Annotated in this window: 21 protein-coding genes; 18 read left to right on the top strand and 3 right to left on the bottom strand. The window is 68.1% G+C overall.

Annotated features, from left to right (window positions below; genetic code table 11):
* The first annotated feature begins 3 nt into the window (after window positions 1-3).
* The 4 genes from QTH87_RS23345 (at window position 4) to QTH87_RS23360 (ending at window position 3542) form a co-directional block, all read left to right on the top strand.
* Entirely contained in the window at window positions 4-1974 is a 1971-nt protein-coding gene (locus QTH87_RS23345) for a hybrid sensor histidine kinase/response regulator (RefSeq protein WP_286612485.1), read from the top strand.
* A gap of 271 nt (window positions 1975-2245) precedes the next feature.
* Window positions 2246-2617 carry a response regulator gene (locus QTH87_RS23350; protein WP_286612487.1) on the top strand — a complete coding sequence of 124 codons (372 nt, stop codon included), beginning with the start codon at window positions 2246-2248 and terminating at the stop codon, window positions 2615-2617.
* Window positions 2618-2710: 93 nt separating this feature from the next.
* A complete protein-coding gene (locus QTH87_RS23355) occupies window positions 2711-3067 on the top strand; it encodes an ArsR/SmtB family transcription factor (RefSeq protein WP_286612488.1) in 357 nt (118 codons plus the stop codon).
* Window positions 3051-3542 (top strand): SRPBCC family protein, encoded by a 492-nt coding sequence (locus tag QTH87_RS23360; protein ID WP_286612489.1) that lies wholly within the window; start codon window positions 3051-3053, stop codon window positions 3540-3542. The genes QTH87_RS23355 and QTH87_RS23360 overlap by 17 nt, the downstream gene beginning before the upstream one ends.
* Window positions 3543-3577: 35 nt before the next feature.
* Here the strand turns inward: QTH87_RS23360 and QTH87_RS23365 are convergent, their stop codons facing one another.
* A complete protein-coding gene (locus QTH87_RS23365; RefSeq protein ID WP_286612490.1) occupies window positions 3578-3829 on the bottom strand; it encodes a hypothetical protein in 252 nt (83 codons plus the stop codon).
* A gap of 131 nt (window positions 3830-3960) precedes the next feature.
* Here QTH87_RS23365 and QTH87_RS23370 point away from each other — a divergent pair, with 131 nt between their 5' ends.
* From QTH87_RS23370 to QTH87_RS23380, 3 genes are all read left to right on the top strand, one after another.
* The gene (locus tag QTH87_RS23370) at window positions 3961-4560 is read left to right on the top strand and encodes a histidine phosphatase family protein (RefSeq protein WP_286612491.1); all 600 of its coding nucleotides are present in this window, start codon (window positions 3961-3963) and stop codon (window positions 4558-4560) included.
* Between the two features lie 161 nt (window positions 4561-4721).
* Complete coding sequence (locus QTH87_RS23375) at window positions 4722-4988, top strand: hypothetical protein (protein WP_286612493.1); 267 nt, start codon at window positions 4722-4724, stop codon at window positions 4986-4988.
* A 122-nt stretch (window positions 4989-5110) separates the two neighbouring features.
* Entirely contained in the window at window positions 5111-6403 is a 1293-nt protein-coding gene (locus tag QTH87_RS23380) for a phospholipase D-like domain-containing protein (RefSeq protein ID WP_286612495.1), read from the top strand.
* 105 nt (window positions 6404-6508) lie between these two features.
* Here QTH87_RS23380 and QTH87_RS23385 read toward each other — a convergent pair whose 3' ends face one another.
* The gene (locus tag QTH87_RS23385; RefSeq protein ID WP_286612496.1) at window positions 6509-6694 is read right to left on the bottom strand and encodes a hypothetical protein; all 186 of its coding nucleotides are present in this window, start codon (window positions 6692-6694) and stop codon (window positions 6509-6511) included.
* Between the two features lie 400 nt (window positions 6695-7094).
* Here QTH87_RS23385 and QTH87_RS23390 point away from each other — a divergent pair, with 400 nt between their 5' ends.
* Genes QTH87_RS23390 through QTH87_RS23405 form a run of 4 tightly spaced genes read left to right on the top strand, consistent with a single transcriptional unit; the run spans window position 7095 to window position 13888 of the window.
* Window positions 7095-8930 (top strand): DUF1302 domain-containing protein, encoded by a 1836-nt coding sequence (locus QTH87_RS23390; RefSeq protein ID WP_286612497.1) that lies wholly within the window; start codon window positions 7095-7097, stop codon window positions 8928-8930.
* A 35-nt stretch (window positions 8931-8965) separates the two neighbouring features.
* The gene (locus QTH87_RS23395; protein ID WP_286612499.1) at window positions 8966-10327 is read left to right on the top strand and encodes a DUF1329 domain-containing protein; all 1362 of its coding nucleotides are present in this window, start codon (window positions 8966-8968) and stop codon (window positions 10325-10327) included.
* Window positions 10328-10340: 13 nt separating this feature from the next.
* A complete protein-coding gene (locus QTH87_RS23400) occupies window positions 10341-11405 on the top strand; it encodes a WD40/YVTN/BNR-like repeat-containing protein (RefSeq protein WP_286612500.1) in 1065 nt (354 codons plus the stop codon).
* Entirely contained in the window at window positions 11405-13888 is a 2484-nt protein-coding gene (locus QTH87_RS23405; RefSeq protein ID WP_286612502.1) for an efflux RND transporter permease subunit, read from the top strand. Before QTH87_RS23400 ends, QTH87_RS23405 begins: the two co-directional genes overlap by 1 nt.
* Here QTH87_RS23405 and QTH87_RS23410 read toward each other — a convergent pair.
* Entirely contained in the window at window positions 13824-14867 is a 1044-nt protein-coding gene (locus tag QTH87_RS23410; protein ID WP_286612503.1) for an AraC family transcriptional regulator, read from the bottom strand. The two genes, QTH87_RS23405 and QTH87_RS23410, sit on opposite strands and share 65 nt — an antisense overlap.
* Window positions 14868-15017: 150 nt before the next feature.
* Between QTH87_RS23410 and QTH87_RS23415 the strand changes: the two genes are divergently transcribed.
* The 7 genes from QTH87_RS23415 (at window position 15018) to QTH87_RS23445 (ending at window position 25136) form a co-directional block, all read left to right on the top strand.
* Window positions 15018-17324 (top strand): arylsulfatase, encoded by a 2307-nt coding sequence (locus QTH87_RS23415; protein ID WP_286612505.1) that lies wholly within the window; start codon window positions 15018-15020, stop codon window positions 17322-17324.
* Window positions 17321-19042: a GMC family oxidoreductase gene (locus QTH87_RS23420; RefSeq protein WP_286612507.1), complete on the top strand. Its 1722-nt coding sequence runs from the start codon at window positions 17321-17323 to the stop codon at window positions 19040-19042. Before QTH87_RS23415 ends, QTH87_RS23420 begins: the two co-directional genes overlap by 4 nt.
* The gene (locus QTH87_RS23425) at window positions 19039-20526 is read left to right on the top strand and encodes a coniferyl aldehyde dehydrogenase (RefSeq protein ID WP_286612508.1); all 1488 of its coding nucleotides are present in this window, start codon (window positions 19039-19041) and stop codon (window positions 20524-20526) included. The genes QTH87_RS23420 and QTH87_RS23425 overlap by 4 nt, the downstream gene beginning before the upstream one ends.
* Window positions 20523-21785, top strand: a complete 1263-nt coding sequence (locus QTH87_RS23430) for an MFS transporter (RefSeq protein ID WP_286612509.1) — start codon at window positions 20523-20525, stop codon at window positions 21783-21785. The genes QTH87_RS23425 and QTH87_RS23430 overlap by 4 nt, the downstream gene beginning before the upstream one ends.
* A gap of 110 nt (window positions 21786-21895) precedes the next feature.
* A complete protein-coding gene (locus QTH87_RS23435) occupies window positions 21896-22681 on the top strand; it encodes an enoyl-CoA hydratase/isomerase family protein (RefSeq protein WP_286612510.1) in 786 nt (261 codons plus the stop codon).
* A gap of 34 nt (window positions 22682-22715) precedes the next feature.
* On the top strand, window positions 22716-23957 hold the full coding sequence (locus QTH87_RS23440; RefSeq protein WP_286612511.1) for a thiolase family protein: 1242 nt from the start codon (window positions 22716-22718) through the stop codon (window positions 23955-23957).
* A gap of 21 nt (window positions 23958-23978) precedes the next feature.
* On the top strand, window positions 23979-25136 hold the full coding sequence (locus QTH87_RS23445) for an acyl-CoA dehydrogenase family protein (protein WP_286612512.1): 1158 nt from the start codon (window positions 23979-23981) through the stop codon (window positions 25134-25136).
* Window positions 25137-25146 lie beyond the last annotated feature (10 nt).

Below are 25146 nucleotides of genomic sequence, written 5' to 3' on the forward strand. Positions count from 1 at the left end.
GCTGTGGTTCCCGACGTCATCACCACCACCATCGATCGCGGCCTGCACACCGTCCTGGTGGTCGACGACAACCCGACCACCCGCTATTCGACGGCAAGGGTGATTCGCGCCGCCGGTTTCCAGACACGCGAGGCCGCCACCGGTCGCGAAGCGCTCGAACTGGCCGGCCAGCATGTCTCTGCGGTGGTTCTGGACGTGCACCTGCCCGACTTCGACGGTTTCGAGGTCTGCCGGACCATTCGCGCCGACGTGGACACGGCCACGCTCCCGGTCATCCATCTGTCGGCCGCCTTCATCCGCAATGAGGACAAGGTCACCGGCCTGGATGCCGGGGCCGATGCGTACCTGGTTCACCCGGTGGAGCCCGCCGTGCTGATTGCGACACTGCAGGCGCTGATCCGCGCCCGCATGGCGGAAGAGCGGTTGCGCAGCAGCGAGTCGCGTTTTCGGGCGATCTACGCCCAGGCACCGACCGGCATGGCACTGATCGATGACGCCGGTCGTTTCGTGGACGTCAACCCGGCGATGGTCGACCTGCTGCGTCGCTCTCGCGACGCGATCGTCGGCGAATCGATGGCGGCGCTGGCGCCCGAGGACTGGTCGGCTTTCGTGCGCGAGCGAAGCGCCAACCCGCGCGAGAGCGCCGCCACCTGGCAAGCGGAGTTCCCGCTGCGCCGGCAGGACGGCAGCCTGGTGCGGCTCGAGTGGACGATGTCCACCCACATCGAGCCCGGCCTGCGGATCGGCATTGCACTCGACGTGTCGGAGCGCTTCGAGCTCGAGACCCGACGCCTCGAAGTGCTCGAGCGCGAGCAGGCAGCGCGGGCGGCGGCCGAGCGCCACAGCCGGACCAAGGACGATTTCATCGCCGTGCTCTCGCACGAACTGCGCAATCCGCTCAATGCCATCGGGGGCTGGGTGCACGTGCTGAAGACGCGCAACGGCTCGGCCGACCTGCTTGAAAAGGGATTGACCGCCATCGACCGCAGCGTGAAGTCGCAAGCCCGTCTCATCTCCGACATCCTCGACGTCTCGCGCATCAGCTCGGGCAAGCTGCGGCTGCACTGCGAATGGAGCGAGCCGCGTGCGCTGGTCGCTTCGTCCATCGAGGCGCTCGGCGCTGCGATCGCCGCCAAGCGCCTGAACGTGCAGTTCGATCGCGAGGAGATCGATCAGCCTGCTTGGCTGGATCCCACGCGCTTCCAGCAGATCGTCTGGAATCTGCTGTCTAACGCGGTCAAGTTCTCGGAGGAGGGCGGCCTGGTCCGCATCAGCCTGACGCGCAACGGCGACCGCCTGAACCTTTGCGTGCAGGACTTCGGTCGCGGCATCGACGCCGTCTTCCTGACTCATCTGTTCGATCGCTTTACGCAGAGCGATTCGCCGGACAACCGTTTCCATGGGGGCCTGGGGCTGGGGCTGTCGATCGTCAAGAACCTGGCGGAGTTGCACGGAGGGAGCGTCAGCGCCGAGAGCGAAGGCCCGGGCTTCGGCGCCACGCTGCGCGTGGAACTCGTCGTGGTGCCCGCCGATGGTCCGCAGCTGGTGTTGACCGAAACCCAGGAGCCAAAGCCCGCGTTGCTCCTTGATCGCGTGCTGGACGGCGTCGACGTCCTGGTGGTCGAGGACAACGCAGATGCCAGCGAGATGCTCACCCTGGTGCTTGCGGATGCCGGCGCCCAGGTGCGCCTGGCCGACAACTGCGACGAGGCGTTGCGACTCATCAGCCAGCAGTGGCCCGACGTGCTGGTCAGCGACATCGGTCTGCCCGGGCGAGATGGGTACGAACTGATCCGCCTGACTCGCGAGCACGGTGAATCGAAGGGATTGAAGCGGCTCTTCGCCGTCGCGCTGACTGCCTTTGCGCGACCCCAGGACCGGGACAAGGCACTTGAAGCGGGCTTCGACGCCCACCTCGGCAAGCCCTTGCAGCCGCACGTGCTCATGGGCGTCATCAACGCCCGCGCCCGGTAGCCAACCCACGACCGCAACCACTGCCGTACCGTGCCAAGCGGCGCATGGCGGCCCGGCAACGCTGGAAGCGAAAAGCCCTGCGGCATCGTCGGGCCCGAGGGCACCGCAACCACGGGTGCCGCGGGATCCGGAGCAAATCGACCTCGAACCGATGCGCGGGCCTGGCTGCCTTGACGGTTCCCTCCTACTCCCGCCCATCCTGAGCGCCCACTGACGGCGGAATGATTCCCAATGGCATAGTGGTACAGCAAACAACAACGGCGGATCTCCCATGGCAGGCTTGTCGGTCTTTCTCGTCGAAGACAATCAGAAGATTCGCGATCACCTGATTCCTGCACTCGCGGAGATGGGCTCGGCCAGCGTGATGGCAATCGCGGAATCCGAGGACGATGCCATCCAATGGCTTGCCCTGCACAAGGGACAGTGGGATCTCGCCGTGATCGATCTCTTCCTTGCGCAGGGATCCGGGCTCGGCGTCGTCAAATGGTGCGAGGGTCGCGAGCCGACCCAGCGCGTGGTCATCCTGACGAACTACGCCACCGCCAGTGTTCGCGCGGCCTGCCTGGAGGCTGGCGCAGATGCCTTTTTCGACAAGTCCACGCAACTCGAAGAGTTCTTCGAGTTCTGTCTGGGTCGCGCCTAGCGGGTCGCGCCTGGTGCGGGCGCAATCCGCCTCGTGGTTCTCCGTCGCCCGCTGCACTTGCCTTGAGCGCCCGCGCGCCATATACTGAACTTAATGGTTCAGTATTCATCCCGTCTCGACGACTCTTTTGCAGCGTTGTCCGACGCGACCCGGCGGGGCGTGATCGAACAGCTCTGGCGCGAGGACGCCTCGATCACCGAGCTGGCCGAGCGCTTCCAAATGACGCTGACGGGCATGAAGAAGCACGTGAGCGTACTGGAGCAGGCCGGGCTGATCACCACCGAGAAGGTCGGGCGGGTGCGCACCTGCCGGCTCGGGCAGGGCGCGCTGGACGAAGAGTGGGCCTGGCTCGAGCGCTACCGCCGCATGTGGACGGCGCGCTTCGATGCGCTGGACCAGGTCGTCGAGGAACTGAAACGCAAGGAGAGCGACGATGGTCGAAAGAAGTGAGCCGGCGGGCGCGAAACATCCCACATCGGCGGAGCGCAGGTCGGACCGCGAAGTCGTGGTCAGGCGCGTCTTCGACGCACCCGCACGATTGGTGTTCGAGGCCTGGACGCGGCCCGAACTGTTCAAGCAGTGGTGGGTGCCGAAGTCGATCGGCCTGGCGCTGTTGTCCCTGGAACAGGACGTGCGCGTGGGCGGCGGCTATCGCCTCGTTTTCGACCTCGGCGACTCGAAGACGATGGCCTTCTTCGGCAAGTACATCGAGGTGACGCCCCCGTCGCGCCTGTCCTGGACCAATGAGGAAAGCGACGATGGCGCCGTGACCACCGTGACCTTCGACGAGAAGGACGGCCAGACGCACCTCACGTTCTCGGAGCTCTACCCGACGAAGGAAGCGCTCGACCGCAACATCGGGAGCACCGAGGGGCTGCCCGAGCAGTTCGCGCAGCTTGACGCTTTGCTTCCGACGCTCGGCTGACGGCGGCGAGCGCTCCGCGGTGCGGCGGATCGGTGCTAGTCCCCCTTCGCGCGCGTTCTCGCCATCTGGTCCTTCACCTGCGTGAGCACCTGGGCAAGGCTATAGGACGCCGGCGACTGCAAGGCCGGGTAGGGGCCATAGGACTCGAGCTCCTGCAGCCATAGCGCCTGGCCGATGGGGATGATGTTCCAGTCGTAGATGTAGGCGGTCAGCGGCCCGGACAGGGCGCCACCCTGGCCCAGCAGGCCACCGTTTGCGGCCTCCGATGCCATCGCGAAGTAGATCATCCAGTCCGGTGTGCCGGCCCGCTTGGCGGGCTGCTTGCGATCGACGCCTGCAGCATGCCGGCCTTCCTCACGGGGCCCCGCACGCGGCTCGACAAGGCATTGAAGAATGGCCGGAAGGGCTATGCTCCCGCATGGCCAGTTCAGAAGCCTCCTCCGGACCTTCGGCGCTGCCTTGCCTGACCCGGCGTGAACTCCTGCTGCTGCTGGGCTTGGGCGCGACCGATCGAGTGAGCGCGCAGTCCCATAGCGAAACGTTGGCCAAGCACCTTCGCGGAGGGCGCTGCGCGGTGCTCTGGCGTCACGGGCAGACCTCGCCGGGTGTCGGTGATCCGCCCGGGTTCCAGCTCGGCGACTGCAAGAGCCAGCGCAACCTGAGTGCCGAAGGGCGGGCGCAGGCGCAGGCCGCAGGGGCCTGGTTCAAGACGCGCTCTTTGCGTCCCAGCGCTGTGCGGTCGAGCGCATGGTGCCGGTGCCGAGACACGGCCGATCTCGCCTTCGGAACCCATTCGCACTGGGCCTCGCTCGATTCCAGCTTCGGCGGGGACGCCGATGGCGCAGCGCGGCGTCGGACCATGCTGGACGCCTTGCGCGGTATCCCCGCAGAGGCCTTCGAGGTCTGGATCACGCATCAGGTCAACATCACCGCGTTCACCGGCGAGTCGGTGGCGATGGGCGAGGCCGTGCTCGTCGACCGCCAGGGCCAGCTGCTCGGACGCATAGGCTTCGCGTGACTTGAGCGCTGGGCATGAGCCCAGGAAGGCGCGCCATGATGCTCCTGCCGCTTGTAGGCCGGCGCCGATTGCGTTGAGCACCAACATCGCAAATGATTCGCGTTGGAGCTTCAGCCGCACCGGCTCGCGTCATCTGGTCCCAAGTTCGGAGGTTCACCGCCATGAATCGCGTCACAGTCGACCTCTACCAAAGCGTCACCGACCCCGAGAAATTCCTGGCGCTGCCCACGGGCACCGACCCGACCGTCCTCACGGCGCCGATGTTGTTCGATCCGGATTTCGGGGAAGTGAAGCGCTATCGGCAGGCATTCGAGTTCGATCCCGAGCAAGCCTATGCCGGCGTCGACGCCGCCAAGATCGCCGCGGACATCCTGACGGTCAAGTGGTCGATGTACGGTCGATCGACCTCGTCTGCCGCCATGGACTGACGCAACACGAAGGTGATCATTGCCCTGCACTTTCGAAAGTCGGTCCCTCCATGGGAATCTGATCCATCCAGCCACGGCCTGGGCTCCAACCCACGCCTCGATGACTGACTCGGAAAGCGACCGTGTTCGCTGATTACGTGAGAAGCGCCTCGTGGCCGACTGCTCTTGCGCTCGTGCTGCTCGTGCTGGTGGTGCTGCTCGGCATCATCATCTGGTCGATTCGTCGGCATCGTGATCCCAAGCTCGAAATCCATTGCGACGCACCGATCGGCGAACTCATGCCATCGATTGCCGGCTTGACGCAAGGAAGCGTTCAGGATGGCAACTCGGTGGAACTGCTGGTCGACGGTGCATTCTTCGAGGCCCTGTTCACGGAGATCGGCAGCGCCGCGCGGTCCATCCATTTCGAGACCTTCCTCTGGAAGGAGGGCCAACTGGGCACACGTCTCGCAGATGCGCTGATCGAGCGCCGCCGCGCCGGCGTTGCGGTCCGCGTCCTGGTCGACGCGGACGGCGGCAAGAACATGGGGGAAGTCACGCCCCGCCGGTTGCGAGAGGCCGGCTGCCAGTTCCACTTCCATCATCCCCGCCACATCCGGAATATCGGCGTGTTCAATGACAGGGATCACCGCAAGCTCATCGTCGTGGACGGCCGCGTGGCGTTCGTCGGCGGCCATTGCATCGTGGACGGATGGATGTGCAGATCCGCACAAAGATGCGACGATGTCCGCGACCTGGGGGTGCGACTGGAGGGCCCGGCGGTGCACGCCGTGCAGTCCGTCTTCGCCGAGAACTGGATCGAAGACACGGGCGAACTGTTCCTCGGCGAAGCCTTCTTCCCGCGAATCGAGCATGCTGGCGACGTCGAAGTTCATGTGGCCAGCGTCAAGCCGGAAGGCTCACCTCCGTCGGTGAAGGTCCTGCATCACCTCGTCATCTGCATGGCGCGCGAGAAGCTCTGGATCCAGAACCCCTATTTTTTGCCGGACGACGAGGCCATCGAGGCGCTGTGTGCGAGTGCGCGACGCGGGGTGGATGTGCGGGTGATGGTTCCGTCCGCCGAAGCCTCCGACATGCCGATGGTCCAACACGCCGCACACCACAACTTCCAGATCCTGCTCGAGGGCGGCGTCCGAATCTTCGAGTACCAGGACTGCCTGCTGCATCAAAAGGTGATGACTGTAGACGGCGCATGGTGCGCGATCGGGTCCAGCAATTTCGATGACCGATCACTGGAGACCAACGACGAAATCACCTTGGGCATCAAGGACGATCGGTTGGCAGCGCAGCTCGAGGCGCTGTTCGAGGCGGATATGAAGCACTGCATGGAACTCGATGCGGGGCGTTGGGCCCAGCGCGGGCTCTGGCATCGCTGCAAGGACGGCTTCTTTCATCTTTTCAACGAGTTGCTCTAGCAGGTGCCGATGCTTTTCTGTATGCGACGGCTTCAAGTTTGGCGAGCGCGGTCGCGCTTTCGTCAGCCGAAGAAGCAGGAAGGCGTCTTCTCCAGACCGCGTCGCCTACGTACCGTCGCGCTCTGCCTCTTCCGGGCGATTGCGGTCCTGATAGGGCGAACTGCCTTGATTGCCGGACTCGCCGACGCCTGCATCTCCGGGACGCTTGGGCCGCTTGTCAGATGCGGGGCGCGTCTCAGGCTGATCCGGAACGACCCCGCTCTCGGCATCGGTCTTGGAAAATTGCTTCATCGCGTTTTCCGCTGGCGTGGGGTGGCGGGTGGGTGCAGAGGGGCCTGGGGCTTTCATGGGATCCTTTGGTTGCCACTGACCTTCCGCTGAGCGAACACGATCGAATGTAGGACGCGCGCGCTTCCTGGGCAGATAAGTGCGGACAGGCCACTAAATCTTCACGGAGGGGTTGCCGCACCAGCGAGCACCGACCCGTCGACCGCCCAGGCTCGACCCCGTCGACATGGCAGCTCGCCAGCGGGCCCGCAAGACCAGCGAATTGACCGCAAAGACCGGCGGCACGGCCGACGGCTCCACAGAATCGGCCGTCGGTGACCGGGCCCCCGCACGGCCGCCGATCGACAGCCGAAGGCCGGGCCATCCCGGCGTCACGAAGAAAAACCTTTAGCGAGACAAACCTGTGGTCCATACCGCTTCGCCGCGCCTTGCGGCGCCTCATCGCCGCTGCGCGGTCTCCGTCGCCGCGCTGGCGCTCCTCGCACTGGCCGGCCCCGCCCGGTCGATCGAGATCGACACCGGCAATCCCGACGTCGTGCTGCGCTGGGACAACACGCTGCGCTACAACCTCGGCCAGCGCGTGCAGGGCCAGGACAGGTCGATCCTCGGCAACCCGAACTTCGACGACGGCGACCGCAACTTCAGCAACCACTCGCTGATCGCCAACCGGCTCGACCTGCTCAGCGAGATGGACCTCGTGGTCGACAAGAAATACGGCTTCCGCATCAGTGGGGCGGCATGGGGCGACGCCGCCTACGACAACCTCGACAACCGCAACAACGCCACGGCCAACACGCTGGTCAACGGCGTGCCGACCGCGGGCGCTCTGTCGCCCTACACGTCGCGCTACGCTAAGGGCGTCTCGGGCGAACTGCTCGACGCCTTCGTCTTCGGCAGCACCGACATCGGCGACACCAACGTGGGTCTGCGCCTGGGCAAGCACACGGTCTACTGGGGCGAGAGCCTGCTCGCCGGCGGCGCGGTGCATGGCATCTCCTACGGCCAGTATTCGCTGGACCTCTGGAAGGCGTTGGCGACGCCCGGGATCGAGGCCAAGGAACTCTACCGGCCGCGCAACTCGATGACGCTGCAGGTGCAGCCCGCGGCCGACCTGTCGTTCTCGGCCCAGACCTTCTTCGACTGGGAGAGCGCGCGCTATCCCGAGTCGGGCAGCTACCTGACAGTCAACGACGCGCTGCTGCACGGCGGCGATTCGCTGATCGCGGGCCCGGGCCAGCGCCTGCTGCAGGCCGCGGGCGGCGAGCCGAACAAGACCGGCGACTTCGGTCTCTCGGCGCGCTGGAGCCCCGAATGGCTCGACGGCACGGCCGGCCTCTATGGCCGCCGCACGGCCGATATCCAGCCGCAGCTCGCGCTGCTGCCGGCGGTCGCGGCCGGCGTGCCTGCGGGTGCCTGCGCCCGTGCCGGCCTGCGGCCGATCGGACCCACCAACTGCTACATCAACCCGGGCGCAGCCACGCTGCCGCAGGTCCAGGCCGGCTACGTGGGTCAGTACCAGGCCTTCTATGGCCGTGACATCGACATCTACGGCCTGAGCCTCGCGAAGAACGTCGCGGGCCTGAGCCTGGGCGCCGAGCTCAGCTACCGCCGCAACATGCCGCTGCAAAGCGTGCCCGTGCAGGTGCTGCCCGCGCCGCTCGCGAATCCGGCGACGGGCGCGATCTCGCTGGCCCGATTCGCGCAGCTCGACGGCGACACGCCCGGCGCGCGCGGCGACACGATGCACGGCGTGCTGAACCTGCTCGGAACCGTCTCCAAGACCGCCCTGTTCGACAGCGCGAGCTGGAACGCCGAGCTGATCTGGAACCGCTGGCTCAGCGTGTCGCAGAACCCCGGCGCCTTCAAGGGCAGCGACGCCTACCGCGCCAATCCGGCCAACGTCGATGCGGTCAGCAAGGACTACTTCGGCCTCGGGCTGAACTTCACGCCGACCTGGTACCAGGTCTTCGCGGGCGTCGACCTGTCGATGCCGCTGAGCTGGTCGGGCGGACTCTCGGGCAACTCGGCCGTGCTGACCGGCGGCAACAAGAATGCCGGCTCCTACGGCATCGGCATCGCGGCCGACGTGCGCTCCAAGTACAACATCGCGCTGCGCTATGTCGGCTTCTATGGCGACTACAGCACGCTCGCCAACGGCGCGATGAACGTTCCGAACGGTACCTACGCGAGCCTGTCCGACCGCGGCCATGTGCTGCTCACTTTCAAGGCGACCTTCTGAGTCGCCCCATTTCCCCATTCACGGAGACAAGCCCCATGAACACCCATCCCTTCTGGACCGGCGCGCTGCTCGCGCTGGCCGCCCAGGCCGCTGTCGCAGCGGTCGGCGCCGACGAAGCCAGGAAGCTCGGCACCACGCTGACGGCCACCGGCGCCGAGCGCGCCGGCAGCGCCGACAAGTCGATCCCCGAGTACACGGGCGGCCTGACCACGCCGCCGGCCGGCTACGAGAAGGGCTCGGGCGTGCGTCCCGACCCGTTCGCGGCCGACAAGCCGCTCTACGCGATCACCGCGCAGAACCTCGCGCAGTACGAGGGCAGGCTCACCGAAGGCACCAAGGAGCTCCTGAAGAAGTACCCGACCATGCGCGTCGACGTGTACCCCTCGCACCGCTCGATGGCATTCCCCAAGTACGTGATCGACAACACGGCCAGGAACGCGACCGCGGTGAAGACCACCGACGATGGCCTGGGCCTGGAGGGCACCTATGCGGGCATCCCGTTCCCGATTCCCAAGACCGGCCACGAGGTGATGTGGAACCATCTGCTGCGCTACACGGGCCAGAGCTACTACACGCAGTACGACTCGATCAACGTCGATTCGTCGGGCAAGGCCGTGCTGGCCACGACCGGGCAGATCCACATGGACTATCCGTACTACGACCCCAAGCGCACCACCCCCTCGGGCGACAACGACATCTACTTCCGGACCAAGATCGCCTACACCGCGCCGGCACGCCGCGCGGGCGAGGCCCTGCTCGCGCAGGACTACATCAACCCGATGAAGAACGGCCGCCGCGCCTGGCAGTACCTGCCGGGCCAGCGCCGCGTGAAGCTGGCACCCGACATCGCCTACGACACGCCCAACCCGGGCGCGGCCGGCGCGTCGACCTACGACGACGCCTGGGTCTTCAACGGCGCGATGGACCGCTACGACTTCAAGCTCGTGGGCAAGAAGGAGATGCTGATCCCCTACAACACCTTCAAGCTGGTCTATGCCAAGGACCCGTACGCGGTGACCACGCCGAACCACCTGAACCCCGAATTCGTGCGCTGGGAGGCGCACCGCGTGTGGGTGGTGGAAGCCACGCTGAAGGCCGACAAGCGCCACATCTACGCCAGGCGCACCTTCTACGTCGACGAGGACAGCTGGATCGCCGTCGCCTCCGACGAATACGATGCGCGCGGCCAGCTCTACCGCGCGGGCTTCGTCTACACCAACCCCTCGTACGAGGTGCCGGCACCGGCCAGCATGGGCCAGTCCTTCCACGACTTCACGACCAACGGCTACAACATCACGGGCCTGATGGGCGCCTACAGCGTGGGCCTCAAGTACACCGATCCGCTGTCGGCCACAGCCTGGAGCCCCGACGCGCTGGCCGGCTCCGGCGTGCGCTGAGCGGAGCCCCGCCATGCAGCGTCGAGGCCTGTTGCTGGCCACCCTGGGCTCGCTTGCGAGCGCAGCCGCGCCTGCCGCAGATGCGCCCGAGCGTCCCGCGAGGTCCAGTGCGCTGGCCGGCCAGCGCCTGGTGACCGGCATCGCGCGCGCCGGCGACCGGCTGGTTGCAGTCGGGCAGCGCGGTCACATCCTGCATTCGAGCGACGGCGCGCGCAGCTGGGTGCAGGCCGCGGTGCCCACGAGCGTGGACCTCACAGCCGTGGCGTTCGCCGATGAGGCTGTCGGCTACGCGACTGGGCACGAAGGCACGGTGCTCGGCACGCGCGACGGCGGCCGCCGCTGGGAGCGGCTTCTCGACGGCCGCCAGGCCAATGCGCTGGTGCTCGACCACATGCAGCGGCGCGTTGCGTCGCCCGATGCCCGCGAGCAGGACCGCAAGCTGCTCGACGAGGCCCGCCGCAATGCCGAGGCCGGTCCGGACAAGCCCTTCCTCGACCTCTGCTTCACCGATGCCGCCAACGGCTTCGTGGTCGGCGCCTACGGCCTCGCGCTGCGCACGCGCGACGGCGGCAGGCGCTGGGAGCCCTGGTTCGACCGCATCGACAACGCCGGCCTGCTGAACCTCTACGCGATCTGCGCGAGCGGCGGCGCGCTGTATGTCGCGGGCGAGGGCGGCCTGCTGCTCAGGCGCGAGCGCGAGGGGAGCCGTTTCGAGGCTCTGTCTTCGCCCTACCCGGGCAGCTTCTTCGGCATCGTCGCCACGCGCGCCGGCGTGCTGGCCTTCGGCATGCGCGGCCATGCCTGCCTGAGCGGCGACGATGGCCGCAGCTGGCGCCCGGTCGCCACCGGCCTGCCCGCGAGCATCGTGAGCGGCGCTGTCGCGGCGGACGGCACCGTGGTGCTGGTGGACCAGGCGGGCAACATCGTGCGCAGCGCCGATGGCGGCCTGCACTTCGGTGCTTCGGGCCTGCAGCCGACGATGCCGCTCGCGGCGGTGGCCTTCGCCGACGCCAGGACCCTCGTGCTGGGCGGGCCGCGCGGCCTTCGCAGCGTCGAGCTCACGAAAAAGGACAGCTGATGTCGCATTCATCCGGCCTCGACCGCATGCCGGTCGTGCGCGACCTTGCCGATTTTCCTCGCGACTCGGGCAGCAGGCTCGAGCGCCTGGTCTTCAACCATCGACTGTGGGTCTGCCTGGCCTGCATCGCGGCGACGCTGCTGCTGGGATTCTTCGCCACCCGCATCGCGCTCAACGCGAGCTTCGAGAAGATGATCCCCGTGGGTCATCCCTACATCCAGAACTACCTGCAGAACCGCAGCGAGCTGCGCGGCATGGGCAACACGCTGCGCGTGGTAGTCGAGAACGAGCGCGGCGACGTCTTTGATGCGCGCTATCTCGATGCGCTCAGGCGCATCAACGACGACCTGTTCCTCATGAAGGGCGTCGACCGCGCCTGGGTCAAGTCGCTGTGGACGCCATCGACGCGCTGGACCGAGGTCACGGAGGAGGGCTTCCAGGGCGGGCCCGTGATGCCCGACAACTTCGACGGCAGGAGCGCGAGCGTCGAGCGGCTGCGACTCAACGTGGCGCGCGCGGGCCTGGTCGGCAGCATCGTCGCCAACGACTTCAGGTCGAGCGCGATCGTGGTGCCGCTGCTGGACGGCCGCGGCCTCGGGCAGCGGCTCGACTACCGCGAGCTCTCGCGCGAGATCGAGACGCTGATCCGCGACAGGTACGAGCAGGGCGTCGCGCCCGACGGCAAGCCCTGGGGTGTCAAGGTCCACGTGATCGGCTTCGCGAAGATCGTCGGCGACCTGCTCGACGGGCTGCTGCAGGTCATGAGCTATTTCGGCGTCGCCACCGTCATTGCGGGGCTGCTGCTCTACGGCTACACGCGCTGCCTGCGCAGCACGGCGCTGGTGCTGGCCTGCTCGCTGGTGGCGGTGGTCTGGCAGGTGGGAATCGTGAAGCTGGTCGGCCTCGAGCTCGACCCCTACTCGATGCTGGTGCCCTTCCTGGTCTTCGCGATCGGCGTGAGCCATGGTGCGCAGAAGATGAACGGCATCATGCAGGACATCGGCCGCGGCACGCACCGGCTGGTGGCTGCGCGCTACACCTTCAGGCGCCTGTTCCTCGCGGGCGTCACGGCGTTGCTGGCCGATGCGGTGGGCTTCGGCGTGCTGATGCTGATCCCGATTCCCGTGATCCGCGAACTGGCGCTGACCGCGAGCATCGGGGTCGCGGTGCTGATCTTCACCAACCTGCTGCTGCTGCCGGTGCTGCTGTCGTATGTCGGCGTGAGCGAGCAGGCGGCCGCGCGCAGCATGCGCATCGAACAGGCGCAGGCCCGGGGCCAGGGCGGGCGGGTCTGGGCGTTGCTCGCGCGCTTCGCGGCCCGCCGCAGCTGGGCATTGGCCGCCGTGCTCGCATCCGCGGTGCTCGCGGCCGGCGGCTTCGTGCTGAGCCTCGGGCTGCAGGTGGGCGACCTCGATCCCGGAGCGCCCGAGCTGCGGCCCGACTCGCGCTACAACCGCGACAACGCATTCGTCACCGGGAACTACGCGCTGTCGAGCGATGTCTTCGCGGTCATCGTCAAGACGCCCAGGGAGGGCTGCCTCAAGCACGAGACCCTCGTGCAGGTCGACCGTCTGGCCTGGGAGCTGCAGCAGCTGCCGCAGGTGCGTGCCACGCTCGGCCTGCAGGACGTGGTGCGGCAGATCACGGCCGGCTCCTTCGAGGGCAACCCCAAGTGGCTCACGATCAGCGGCAACCAGGACGTGCTGAACTACGGCGCCCAGCAGGCCAGCGTGAACAATCCCGAGCTCTTCAACACCGAATGCTCGGTGATGCCGCTGGTCGCCTACCTGAGCGATCACAAGGCCGACACGCTCGACAAGGTGCTCGCGACGGTCGAGCGGTTCAACGCGCAGAACCCTGCCGATCCCGCGCGGCTGCAGCTGCTTCCGGCCGCGGGCTCGGCCGGCATCGAGGCGGCGACCAACATCGTGGTGCGCGAGGCGAACCGCACGATGCTGCTCTACGTCTACGCCGCGGTGGTGCTGCTGTGCCTGGTAACCTTCCGCTCATGGCGCGCGGTGCTCGTGGCCGTGATCCCGCTCGCGCTGACCTCGATCCTGTGCGAGGCGCTGATGGTGCTGCTCGGCATCGGCGTCAAGGTCGCGACGCTGCCCGTGATCGCGCTCGGCGTGGGCATCGGCGTCGACTACGCGCTCTACCTGCTCAGCGTGCAGCTCGCGGCCCAGCGGCGCGGCCTCTCGCTGGCCGAGGCCTATGCCGAGGCGCTGATGTTCACCGGTCGCGTGGTTGCACTGGTCGGCGTGACGCTGGCCGCGGGCGTCGTCACCTGGGTGTTCTCGCCGATCAAGTTCCAGGCCGACATGGGCATCCTGCTGACCTTCATGTTCCTTTGGAACATGGTCGGTGCGCTGGTGCTCATCCCGGCGCTGTCGCACTTCCTGCTCGGCGACCGGCACTTCAGGCCGGCGTCGGCCTCGCGCCCTCGCGGAAGGCGGTGGGCGAGACGCCCTGCCAGCGCTTGAAGGCGCGTGTGAAGTTGCTGGTGTCGCTGAAGCCGAGCAGGAAGGTGATCTCGGTGATCGACAGGGAGGACTGCCGCACATAGCCGGTCGACAGCTCCCGGCGCGTGGCGTCGAGCAGATCGTGGAAGCTGGTGTCGCGCTCGGCCAGCTTGAACTGCAGCGTGGTCGGGCTCATGGCGAGCGCATCGGCGACCCGGTCGCGCGTGCAGCTGCCGTTGGGCAGGAACTCGATGATCTTCTGCCGCACGCGGGTCACGACGTCGTCCTTCTCGAGCCGGGCGAGGTAGGTGTTGGAGAGGTTGTCGTTGAGCTGGGCCAGCTCGGCGCAGGCACCGGTCAGCGGGTTGTGCAGGTCGGCGCGCGGCAGCACCAGCATCGGCCCGGGCTGATCGAAGCTCACGGGGGCTCGGAACAGCGCCTCGTAGGGCCCGGCGCCCTCGCGCGGCATGGGATGCGACAGCGAAACCCGGATCGGATTGAAGTCGGGCTTGTAGAGCTGGCGCATGGCCAGCACCAGGAAGCCGAGGAAGGCGTCTTCCGTTTCGCCGGAGAGCTCGACCAGCGTGCGCACCCGCAGCGCGAGTTCGTCGTTCGACTCGACCACCTCGATCTCGCTGGTTTGCGAGGCGAGCCGGAAGTAGCGTTCGAGCCGCTGGCAGAACTCGTGCAGGTCGGCGCTGGCCGCCAGCGCGTAGCCCAGCGCGTGCAGGTTCGAGATATGGATGAAGCGCGCCACCGTGAGCCCGAAATAGGGGCTGCCCGTGACGTCGGCGCAGGCGCGGAACAGGCGCGTGAGCGTGCTGACCGGCAGCCGGCTCATGGGGTCGTTGGTCATGTTGAGCGGCACGCCTGCGGCCTTGAGCACGCGCGTGCTGTCGACGCCGCTGGCCTGCAGCGCCTTGGAGATCGCCAGCACATAGCCGCCGATCGTGGTCGGCTCCTGCGCCGGGCCGCCGGCAGGGGGCAGGGGAAAGTTCATTGCCGCGATGGTGGCGGCAAGCTGCGCTTTTGACAATCTGGTTTGCCCGGTCCGGCGGGACCGTCGAATTGGCCGCAAAGACCGGTGCCGGGAGGGGCGCGTTCCTAGACTGGGTCTCCCATAGAGAACACAAGAACCGGAGACAGACGGATGAGTCAGCATTCCCGCGACGGCGAACTTCCATTCGCCAGGACGCCGAGCGCCAGCGTGGCCGGCCGCACCCTCGCCGAGTCGACCCACCAGTGGCGCAGTCGCGCGACGGCGCTGCGCAGCGATGCGCCCAACGTGCTCGTGATCATGCTGGACGACGTCGGCTTCGCCCACGCCGACACGGTCGGCGGCGCGATCCACACGCCCACGCTGAGCCGCATCGCCGACACCGGCCTGCGTTACAACGCCTTCCACACCACCGCGATCTGCTCGGCCACGCGCGCCTCGCTCCTGACCGGGCGCAATCACCACCGGGTCGAATCGGGCACCATCACCGAGTTCGCGAGCGATTTCGACGGCTACACGGGCGAGATCCCGAGAAGCGCGGCGACGATCCCCGAGGTCCTCGGGCACCATGGCTACAGCACGGCCGCCTTCGGCAAGTGGCACAACACGCCGGCGCTGCACACCTCGGCCGCCGGCCCGTTCGACCGCTGGCCCACGGGCTGCGGCTTCGATCATTTCTACGGCTTCATCGCGGCCGAGACCTCGCAGTACCAGCCGAGCCTCTACCGCAACACGACGCCGATCGAGCCGCCGAAGGACCCGGCATACCACCTGAGCGAGGACCTGGCCGCGCAGGCCACGAGCTGGCTGCGCGAGCAGCATGCGCTGGCGCCCGAGAAGCCCTTCTTCATGTACTGGGCGCCCGGCGCGGTGCATGGGCCGCACCAGGTCTTCGCCGAATGGTCGGACAAGTACAAGGGCCGCTTCGACGGCGGCTGGGACGTCTACCGCGAGGAAGCCTTCGAGCGGCAGAAGGCGATGGGCTGGATTCCGGCCGACAGCCAGCTCACGCCGCGGCCCGGCACACTGGCCGCCTGGGACAGCCTGCCGATCGAGGAGCGTCGCTACCAGGCGCGCCTCATGGAGGTCTATGCGGGCTTCCTCGAGCATGCCGACGTGCAGGCCGGCAAGATCGTCGACGAGCTCGAGCGGCTCGGGCTGCGGGACAACACGCTGATCTTCTATGTGCTGTCCGACAACGGCGCCTCGGCCGAGGGCGCAGGCGGCACCATCAACGAGATCCTCTCGATCAGCGGCGTGCCGATCCCGTTCGCGCAGCAGATGAAGATACTCGACGAGCAGTACGGCGGCCTCGACGCGCTGGGCGGCCCGCGGGTCGCGAACATGTACCACGCGGGCTGGGCCTGGGCCGGCGAGAGCCCGTTCCAGGGCACCAAGCTGGTGGCGGGCTACTTCGGCGGTACGCGGGTGCCGATGGCGGTGTCGTGGCCCCGTGGCATAGCAGCCGACCCGGCGGTGCGCGGCCAGTTCCACCACGTGAACGACATCGCGCCGACGATCTACGAGCTGATCGGCATCGTGCCGCCGGCTGCCGTGAACGGCGTCGCGCAGGACCCGCTCGACGGCCTGAGCCTGGCCTACAGCTTCGCGGATGCGCAGGCGCCGACCCGCAAGGCGCAGCAGTACTTCGAGATCTTCGGCAGCCGCGGCATCTATGCGGACGGCTGGATGGCGTCGGTCTTCGGTCCGCGCCTGCCCTGGCTCTCGGCCACCGCGGCCGCCTATGCCAACTGGAATCCCGACGAGGATGTCTGGTCGCTGTACCGGCTCGGCAGCGACTATTCGCAGGCCACCGACCTGGCCGCGCAGCATCCCGAGAAGCTGGCCGAGCTGCAGGCCTTGTTCGACTCGGAGGCACGCGCCAACCACGTGTATCCGATCGGTGCCGGCCTCGGGCCGTTGCTGAACCCCGCGGCCCGCATCGGCACCACGAAGACCGAATGGCATTTCAATGCCGACGTGACTCGGCTGCCCGAATTCTGTGCACCCAACCTGCGCGCACGAAGTAACACGGTGACCGTCGAACTCTCGGTGCCGGCGGAAGGTGAGGGCGTGCTCTACGCACTCGGTGGCATGGCCGGCGGCCTCGCGCTCTACATGGACGCGGGCCACCTGCACTTCGAATACAACTGCCTCACGGTGATGCGCACGCGCCTCTGCAGCGCCGAGCCGGTCGAGCCGGGCGTGCGCCGCATCGAGCTGCAGACCGCGATGGCCGGCCCGGCGCCGGGCGCGCCCGCCACCTTCGTGATGCGGATCGACGGCGTCGAGGTGGCACGCGGCAGCGCACCCTTCACCGCGCCGCTGGCCTTCACGGCCAGCGAGACCCTGGACATCGGCGTCGACCTCGGCTCGCCGGTCTCGCTCGCCTACGCCGAGCGCGCCCCGTTCCGCTTCAACGGCCGCATCGCCGACGTCCACATCGTCTACACGCCATGACGCATTCAGCGACCCTTTCCTCAGCCTCTGCCGTGCAGATCGATCCGCGCGCGGCCGACTACATCGTGATCGGCGGCGGCTCCGCGGGCTGCGTGCTCGCGGCGCGGCTCAGCGAAGACCCCGAGGTGCAGGTCTGCCTGCTCGAGGCCGGCGCACCCGACCACAGCGCGCTGATCCAGTGCCCTGCCGGTCTGCCGGTCGTGATGCCCTATCCGATCTTCAACTGGGCCTTCAAGACGCAGCCCAACAAGGGCATGAACGGCCGCATTGGCTACCAGCCGCGCGGCAAGGCGCTCGGCGGATCGAGTTCGATCAACGGGATGATGTACATCCGTGGCGACCGCACCGACTACGACCGCTGGGCCGCGGCCGGCAACGCGGGCTGGAGCTATGCCGACGTCCTCCCGTATTTCAGGAAGGCCGAGAACAACGAGTTCTGGGGCGATTCCGAGTTCCACGGCGCGGGCGGGCCGCTCAACGTGGCCGACGTGATGGAGCCCAGCGTCTATGCGCGCGCCTTCGTCGAGGCCGCAGTGCAGGCCGGGCATCGCCCCAACCCGGACTTCAACGGCGCTTTCCTCGAAGGCGTCGGCCTCACGCAGGTGACGCAGAAGAACGGTGAACGCTGCAGCACCGCCAAGGGCTACCTGACGCCGAATCTCGCGCGTCCCAACCTGCGCGTCATCACGCGCGCGCACACCACGCGCATCGTGATGGAGGACCGGCGCGCCGTGGCGGTCGACTACCTGGATGCACAGGGCGTCGCGCGGCGCGTGACTGCGCGGCGCGAGGTGCTGCTCGCGGCCGGCGCGCTGCAATCGCCGCAGGTTCTGATGCTCTCGGGGATCGGGCCGGCGGACACATTGCGCAGACACGGCATTCCGCTGGTGCTCGACGCCCCGGGCGTCGGGCAGAACCTGCAGGACCACATCGACCTGGTCCACACCTACGAGGGCGGTGCCTCGCGCGGCCTGATCGGCCTGTCGCTCACGAGCGCATGGTCGGTGCTCAAGGGCCTCGTGCACTGGGCCCGGCACCGCCGCGGCATGTTGACGACGAACTTCGCAGAAGGCAACGGCTTCCTGAGGACGCGCCCCGAGGAGAGCGTCCCCGACCTTCAGGTCGTGTTCGTGGTCGCGAAGATCATGGACCACGGACGCAGGATCCTGTTCGGCAACGGCTACTCGGTGCATGCCGGCATGCTGCGACCGCGCTCGCGCGGCAGCGTCACGATCGCGAGCGCCGACCCGATGGCGCCGCCGGTGATCGACACCAATTTCCTGTCCGAGCAGAGCGACGTCGATTGCCTCGTGCGCGGCTTCAAGCGCGTGCGCCAGATCATGCGGCAGCCTGCGCTCGCACGCTTCGGCGGCCGCGAATCAAAGAGTTCGGCCTGGGCGCAGACCGACGCCGAGATCGAGCAGCTGGTGCGCGCCAACGCCGACTGCGCCTATCACCCCGTTGGCACCTGCCGAATGGGCAACGGTGCGCACGACGTGGTCGATGCGCAGTTGCGCGTGAAGGGTGTCGGCGGTCTGCGTGTGGTCGATGCGTCGGTGATGCCCGACATCGTCTCGGGCAACACCAACGCGCCGACGGTGATGATCGCCGAGAAGGCGGCCGACATGATCAAGGCCGCTGCCGTCCGGGTCGCTCCTGACGACGCGGCCGCGTCCATCGTGCGTCTCCAACCGCAACGCTCTGAGGTGGTCGCATGACGACCGATCACTCGGCTGACGCCGCCATCGACACCCTGCAGCGCACGCTGGCGCTGCAGCGCAAGGCCTGCCTCGCGGCGCCTTACCCTGCGCTGGCCGAGCGCCGGCGCGACCTGAAGGCGCTGCGGCTTGCGCTGCAGCGCTGGCAGGACCCGCTCGCGCATGCGATGAGCGCGGACTTCGGCCGCCGCTCGGAGTCCGAATGCAAGATGCTCGACGTGCTCGGGCCCGCGTTGCAGATCGACCATGCGATCGCCCATCTGCGGCAGTGGATGCGCAGCGCGCGGCGCGGCGTCGACTGGATGTTCCTGGGCAACAGCGCGCGCGTGGTCTATCAGCCCAAGGGCGTGGTCGGCGTGATCGCGGCCTGGAACTTCCCCGTGGTGGAGTCGGTCGGCCCGCTGGTCGCCGCGCTCGCGGCCGGCAACCGCGTGATGATCAAGATGTCGGAGTTCTCGCCGCGCTGCACCGAGGTGCTGCGCCGCATGCTGGCCGAGGTCTTTCCGGAGGAGCAGGTGGCGGTGTTCGGCGGCGGCGTCGAGGTCGGCCGGGCCTTCGCGGCCCTGCCGTTCGACCACATCGTGTTCACCGGATCGCCCGCGGTCGGACGCGAGATCATGCGTGCCGCGTCCGCGAACCTGACGCCGGTCACGCTGGAGCTCGGCGGCAAGTCGCCCGCGATCGTGGGCCGATCGGCCTCGATGTCGACCGTCGCGCGGTCGATCGCGCATGGCAAGCTCTTCAACAGCGGACAGGCCTGCGTCGCCCCCGACTATGCGCTGGTGCCGCCCGAGCGCATCGACGAATTCGTCGCTGCCACGCTGCGCGAGTTCCAGCGCATGGTGCCCGACCCGGTGAAGGACCCGCAGTACACGAGCATGGCCTCCGAGCGGCATGCCGATCGCGTGCGCGAACTGCTCGCCGACGCGGTGGCCAAGGGCGCCACCGTGACTTCCTGCGGCGCAGGCGACGGCGCGCGCATCATCGCGCTTCAGATCGTGACGAACGTGTCGCCGCGGATGCGGATCATGCAGGAGGAGCTCTTCAATCCGATCCTGCCCGTGCTGGCCTGCGATTCGATCGATGACGCGGTCGCCCTTGTCACGGCCGGCCCGCGACCGCTCGCGCTCTACTACTACGGCAGCGACGCGGACGAGGCCAGGCGCCTTGCGCGCGACGTGCACGCGGGCGGCATGACGATCAACGACTGGGCCTGGCATGTGTTCCAGTGCGACCTGCCCTTCGGCGGCAGCGGCAACTCGGGCATGGGCAGCTGGCGCGGGCCCGAGGGCTTCCGGGCGCTGTCGCATGCCAAGTCGGTGTTCACCGTGCGTCGCTGGTTTCCGATCCACCTGTTCCGTCCGCCCTACGGCTCGCGCATCCAGCAGCTGATCATGAAGATCTTCCTCGGGCACGGGCCGGCCGGCGATGCCGATGCATCCGCCACCTTGGCGGAACCGTCCCCCGGGGGCAGTTCGCGATGAGTGCTTCGTATTCGCGGCCCGGCGCGACGCCCGCGGCGGGCGGCTACGCCTGGGCCGTGTTCGCGCTGACCTTCGGCCTGATGCTGTCGGACTACCTCTCGCGCCAGGTGATCGGCGCCGTGTTCCCGTTCCTCAAGTCCGACTGGGGGGTGTCCGACGCGCAGCTCGGTGCGCTGGTCAGCGTCGTCTCCGTCGTGGTGGGCGTGCTCACGCTGCCGCTGTCGCTGCTCGCGGATCGGTGGGGCCGGGTCCGGAGCATCACGCTGATGGCCTTCGTCTGGTGCCTCGCGACCATCGCCTGCGGCCTGGCTTCCAACTACACGCAGCTGTTGCTGGCGCGCGCCGTCGTCGGTGTCGGCGAGGCGGCCTACGCCGCCGCGGGAGCCGCGTTGCTGGCCCATGTGTTCCCGGTGGGCCGCCGCGCGGCGATCCAGGGCGCATTCCAGTCGGCGGGGCTGTTCGGTTCGGTGCTCGGCGTGGTGATCGGCGGCGCGGTCGCGAGCCAGCACGGCTGGCGCGCGGCCTTCTTCGTGGTGGGAGCGCCGGGCCTGCTGCTCGCGCTCGCCTATCCGTTCGTGGTCCGCGACTACGTCGCACCACCTCTCGGCGCCCGAGGCAGCAACCGGCCGGCGCTCGCGCAACTGGTGCGGCAGGTGTTCGTCGCACGTTCGGGCAACCTGAGCTTCGTGGCCTTCGGGCTGCAGATGGCCATACCCTCGATCCTGATCGCCTGGATGCCGACCTTCCTGCACCGCTTTTACGACTTCGAGCCGCGCAGGGCGGCGTTGATGGCGGCGGGCGTGGTGCTCGCTGCCGGGCTCGGCGTGTTGCTGGGCGGCGGCCTCTCGGATCGCCTGAGCCACGGGCGGCCGCGGTTGCGGGCGGTCGTGCCCGCGGCCTACGCTGCGATCTGCGGCCTGCTGCTCATGGCCGGCTTCGGCCTGCCGCCGAGCGGCCTCGCGCTGGGCCTCCTCTTCGCGGGCGCCGTGTTCGCGGTGGCGCACGGCGGGTGCGCGGTGGCGATCGTGATGGATGTCACCCATCCCGCGGTGCGCGCCACGGTCACCGCAACCGCGGTGCTCGGTGCGAGCCTGCTGGGCCTCGCACCGGGCCCGTTCCTGGTCGGCCTGCTTTCGGACCTGGTCGACCTCAAGACCGCGCTGACAGTCGCGCCGCTGGTGTCGTTCGCGGCCGCCGCGCTGTTCCTGTCGGCGGCGCGCAGCTACGAGCGCGACGCATCGCGCTTCGCGCTCGCCTGATTCCCAGGACCTGCGAAACCGCTGCAATGACCTGTGGCGCGGGGATGCCGCTTCTAGCATCCCTCCATGCACTTCCGAAGCCATCGGAAGGCCATGAAGAGAGACAAGAAATGAATGACGACATCCTTATCTGCGAGGCCTTCGGCGCGGTCGCGCGCCTGACACTGAACCGGCCGCGCGCGATGAACGCGCTGAACCTCGCGACGCTCGCGCAGCTCGAGGATCGGCTGGCCGAGATCGCGGCCGACCACGAGATCCGCGTGCTGGTGCTGACCGGCAACGGGCCGGCCTTCTGCGCCGGCGCAGACCTCAAGGAAGTGCTCGCGGGCGCGAGCCTCGCACCCGGCGAGGCCGACTTCCTCGACCGCGCCGAGACGGTCTTCGGCCGGTTGCGCAGCTTTCCGAAGCCGGTCATTGCGGCGCTCAACGGCGTGACGATGGCCGGCGGCCTCGAGCTCGCGATGTGCGCCGACATCGTGGTCGCGGCCGAGAGCGCCACCATCGCCGACGCCCATGCCAACTTCGGCGTCTACCCGGGTGCCGGCGGTGCCGCCATCCTTCCGCGGCTGGTGCCGCTCAACATGGCGATGTACCTGCTCCTGACCGGCAAGTCGCTCACGGCCGACCAGATGAAGGCCTGCGGGCTGGTCTGCGAAGTGCATGCCGATGCGGCCCTGCCCGAGGCGGCGCTCGAGCTGGCGCGCCACATCGCCAGGAAGAGCCCGATCGCGCTGCAACGCATGAAGGAAGTCGCGCGCGCCTCGGCCGACAAGACCGGTGCCGACGCGCTGCTGCACGAGCAGGTGATGCTGCGCCGGCACATGCGCACGGCCGACTTCCACGAGGGTCTCACGGCCTTCGCCGAGAAGCGGGCACCGAAGTTCACGGGCCGCTGAAGCGCTCCCGATCACCTTGCAAGGAAAACCCCAGATGAACGACATCTACGTCGCCGGCGTCGGCATGACGCCCTTCGGCCGCCTGCTCGACCGCACGGTCTACGACATGGTCGAGGAGGCCGTGCTGCTCGCCGTGACCGATGCCGGTTGCGGCATCGGCGACATCGGCTCGGCTTTCTATTCGACGCTGACCAACGGCCAGTTCCAGGGCCAGACCGCGATTCCCGGCCCGATCGCAATGCGGCGGCTCGGCATCGAGGGCATTCCGGTGTTCAGCGTCGAGAACGCGTGTGCCTCGGGCTCCTCGGCCTTCAACCTCGCGACCATGGCGCTGCGCGCGGGCAGCTGCGACATCGCGCTCGCGGTCGGCGCCGAGAAGATGAACATCCCCGACAAGGCGAAGATGTTCGGCGCCTTCGACGGCGGCTGGGACGTGGCGACGGTGGAGGAGAACCGCGCCGCGCTGATGGCGATGGGACAGGCCATCGTGCCGCCGCCCGGCACCATGTCCGAGAAGCCCTACAGCGTCTTCATGGACGTCTACGCGGCCTTCTGCCGCCAGCACATGCAGACCTACGGCACGACCCAGCGGCAGATCGCCGCGGTGGCGGCCAAGAACCATCAGCATTCGGTGCACAACCCGCTGTCGCAGTACCGCGAGCCCTGCAGCATCGAGCAGGTGCTGGCCGCGCCGCCGATCGCCTATCCGCTGACCCTGCCGATGTGCTCGCCGATCAGCGATGGCGCCGCCGCGGTGGTGCTGTGCAACGCCGAGGGCCTCAGGCGCATGCGCGGCGAGGCGCATCGCGCGGTGCGCGTGCTCGCCAGCGTGGTGCAGACCGGCAGCACGCGCGGCATCGACGAGCCGCACAGGATCGTGGCCCATCTGGGCGCGAGGAAGGCCTATGAGCAGGCCGGCGTCTCGCCGGCCGACATCGACGTCGCCGAGGTGCACGACGCCACTGCGATGGGCGAGATCCTCAACGCCGAGTCCCTGATGCTGGTGCCATTCGGCGAAGGCGGCCCGGCAGCCGAGCGCGGCGACTTCACGGTCGGCGGCCGGATCCCGATCAACCCCTCGGGCGGCCTCGAATCCAAGGGCCACCCGATCGGTGCCACGGGCCTGGGCCAGCTGCACGAACTGGTCACCCAGCTGCGCGGCGAAGCCGGCAAGCGACAGGTCGACGGCGCGCGCATCGCGATCCAGGAGAACGGCGGCGGCCTCTATGGCATCGAGGAGGCCGTGGTCGCGATCACGATCCTCGGCAAGCAGTAACCAGCACACGGAGACACACACATGGGACACGTCATCAGAACTGAAGAGCAGCAGGCCGCCGTCGACGGGCTCAAGCGCTTCCTGGCCGCCGAGGTCGATGCACTCTTCAACAAGGAGTACCGCGACAAGTTCGTGCCGAAGGCGCAGATGGGCGCGGTCATGCGCGAGCTGTCGCGCTTCGGCCTGATATCCGGCACGGTCGACGAGGCACACGGCGGCATGGGTCTGGACTGGCTCACGATGATCATGCTGTTCGAGGAAGTCGCGACCACCTCGGCCGACCTCTCGGTGCCGGTGCTGATCAACTCCTTCGGCGCCTACATGCTGCAGCAGCTGGCGCCGCAGCCCCTGCGCGAACGCTACCTTCCGGGCCTGGTGAGCGGCGAGCTGTTCTGCAGCATCGGCATCTCCGAGCCCGACGTCGGCTCCAACGTGCTCGAGATCAAGACCCGCGCGCGCCGCGACGGCGACCACTTCGTGCTCAACGGCGAGAAGACCTGGATCAGCAACGGCTCCTACTCCGACTTCCTGATCTGCACCTGCCGCACCGGCGACGATCCGCGCCGCGGCCTGACGCACTTCCTGCTCGATCGCAAGGAGCATCCGTACGAGGTGCGCGACATCCACAAGATCGCCTGGAACAGCCAGTCGACGGCGCAGATCTTCCTCAACGACGTGCGCGTGCCGGCCACGAACATGATCGGCAACGAGGGCGAGGCGCTCAAGAACACGCTGTCGATGTTCGAGCGCTCGCGCGTCTTCGTGGCGGCGCAGGGGCTCGGCATCGGACGCCGCGCGCTGGAGGAAGCGGTGCGCTATGCAGGAGAGCGCAAGCAGCACGGCAAGGTGATCGCGGGCCACCAGCTGATCGCCGCCATGCTGGCCGAGATGGCGACCCAGGTCGACGCCTCGCGCCTGCTCGTCTACCGCGCCGCCGAGATGATCCAGGCCGGCGTGCCGGCGGAGATGGAGGCGGCGATGGCCAAGTACTTCGCCTGCGAGGCCGCCGTGACGGTGGCGCGCCAGGCCGTGCAGATCCACGGGGGCAACGGCGTCACGCGCGAATTCCTGGTCGAGAAGCTGGCCCGCGAAGCCATCGTGGCGCCGATCCCCGAAGGAACCACCCAGATCCAGCAACTGCTCATCGCGCGCGCCCTGACCGGCGTCAACGCCTTCTGAACCCACGGAG

The sequence above is a fragment of the Variovorax jilinensis genome (assembly GCF_030316885.1).
GTDB lineage: Bacteria > Pseudomonadota > Gammaproteobacteria > Burkholderiales > Burkholderiaceae_C > Variovorax > Variovorax jilinensis.